Source organism: Pseudomonas sp. P7779 (genome assembly GCF_013386315.1).
In the GTDB taxonomy this organism is placed as follows: Bacteria; Pseudomonadota; Gammaproteobacteria; order Pseudomonadales; family Pseudomonadaceae; genus Aquipseudomonas.
The window spans coordinates 1-2084 of sequence record NZ_JACARZ010000166.1; the positions used below are offsets into that span (position 1 = coordinate 1).

2 protein-coding genes are annotated in these 2084 nt (G+C 62.3%); one reads left to right on the plus strand and one right to left on the minus strand.

Annotated features, from left to right (window positions below):
• Positions 1-908, minus strand: a 908-nt coding sequence (gene choX, locus HX869_RS30515) for a choline ABC transporter substrate-binding protein (protein ID WP_178904125.1), incomplete at its 3' end; no start/stop codon positions are given.
• A gap of 193 nt (positions 909-1101) precedes the next feature.
• On the opposite strand from choX, the gene HX869_RS30520 reads away from it, so the two are divergent.
• Positions 1102-2046 carry a GlxA family transcriptional regulator gene (locus tag HX869_RS30520; protein WP_003216927.1) on the plus strand — a complete coding sequence of 315 codons (945 nt, stop codon included), beginning with the start codon at positions 1102-1104 and terminating at the stop codon, positions 2044-2046.
• Positions 2047-2084: the final 38 nt, after the last annotated feature.

The following is a 2084-nucleotide window of genomic DNA, read 5'->3' on the forward strand; positions in this document are numbered from 1 at the left end:
TTGCCGTCGAAGGTGGTCACGCCTTCCAGCCAGCGCTGCTGGTCTTGCGGGTGATCCTTGAGCCATTGCCTGGCCGACTCGAAAGCGTCCTTGTGATCCAGCAGCGGCTGCATCATTCGGCTCTCGTCGGCGGCGGTGAAGGTCAGGTTGCTGAGCAACTTGTGCACGTTGGGGCATTGCTCGGCGTAGGTCGGCGAGGTGACGGACCACACGGTGGCCATGCCTTCGTTCGGGCCCAGCGCGTCATCACTGCCGGTGAGGTAAGTCATCGCCACGTTGACGTTCATCGGGTGCGGCGCCCAGCCGAAGAACACCACGGCCTCCTTGCGGCGCACGGCGCGGTCGACGGCGGCGAGCATGCCGGCCTCGCTGGATTCCACCAGTTGGAACTTGCCCAGGCCAAACTGATTCTTGGCGATCATCGCCTTGATCTGGGTGTTGGCGCCCGAGCCCGGTTCAATGCCGTAGATCTTGCCGCCCAGTTCTTTTTCAAACCTGGCGATGTCGGCGAAGGTCTTCAGGCCCTTGTCGGCCAGGTAAGTCGGCACCGCCAGGGTCGCGCGGGCGTCTTCCAGGGACGGCTTGTCGAGCACCTTGACCTGCTTGGCGTCGACAAACGGGGTGATGGTCTGGGTCATCAGCGGGTTCCAGTAGCCCAGGAACATGTCCAGGCGCTGGTCGCGAATACCGGCAAAGATGATTTGCTGGGACGCGCTGGTCTGTTTGGTCTTGTAGCCGAGGCCGTCGAGCAACACTTGAGTCATGGCACTGGTGGCGATTACGTCGGTCCAGTTCACCACGCCCATGCGCACGTTCTGGCAAGAAGCCGCATCGGCTGCCATGACGTTGGTGCTCAAAATGGCGCTGGCGCTGAGTGCGAGCACACAGCGGCTGATCAGTCGGTTCATGGTGGTTCCCTCGGCAGGTTGTTATTGTGGGTTCCGGCGTCTTTGTGCACCGTGCAGCCAAGTTACGCAGCTTGGTCCCCGACAAAACGCACGGCGGCGACCAGCTCTTGCACTGCAGCGACCTGCCCCCTTGAATGACCGATTGAACTGGCGTATCACAGTGACCACGCTGTCCGTCCTACGAGAGCGCTCCATGTCCCAGGATTTCTACTTTCTGCTGATGCCGGGCTTCTCCGCCATCGGCTTTATCTCCGCGATCGAACCTTTACGTGTCGCCAATCGTTTTCGCGGCGAGCTGTACCGCTGGCACGTCTTGAGCGCCGACGGCGGCGCGGTGCTGGCGAGCAATGGCATGTCGGTCAACGCCGACGCCGCGCTGGAGCCGCTGAAGAAAGGCTCGACCTTACTGGTGGTGGCCGGCTTCGAACCGCTGAAGTTCGCCACGCCCGCACTGGAACACTGGCTGCGTCGCCTTGACCACGACGGCGTGACCCTGGGCGCCATCGACACTGGCGCCTGCGTACTCGCCGAAGCCGGCCTGCTCGACGGCCACCGCCTGACCCTGCACTGGGAAGCCATCGACGCCTTCAAGGAATCTTATCCACAGCTGACGGTAACCCAGGAGCTGTTCGAGATCGACCGCCGGCGCATCACCTCGGCGGGCGGCACCGCGTCCATCGACCTGATGCTCGACCTGATCAGCCAGGCTCACGGGCCAGAGTTGGCGATCCAGGTGTCCGAGCAATTCGTGCTCGGCCGCATCCGCCCGCGCAAAGACCACCAACGCATGCAGATCGCCACGCGCTACGGCATCAACAACAAGAAGTTGGTGCAGGTGATTGGGGAGATGGAACAGCACACGGAACCGCCGTTGAGCACACTGGCGCTGGCGGAGGCGATCAAGGTCACGCGGCGGCAGTTGGAGCGCTTGTTTCGGCTGCACCTGAACGACACACCGAGCAACTTCTACCTGGGTTTGCGCCTGGAAAAGGCTCGGCAGTTGTTGCGCCAGAGCGACCTGAGCGTGCTGGAGGTGAGCATCGCCTGCGGCTTTGAGTCGCCGTCGTATTTCACCCGCAGCTACCGGGCAAGGTTTGCCAAGTGCCCAAGGGAAGATCGGCGCCGGGAAGCGGTATGAACACCGCTATTGAAAACAACACAGATCAAATGTGGGAG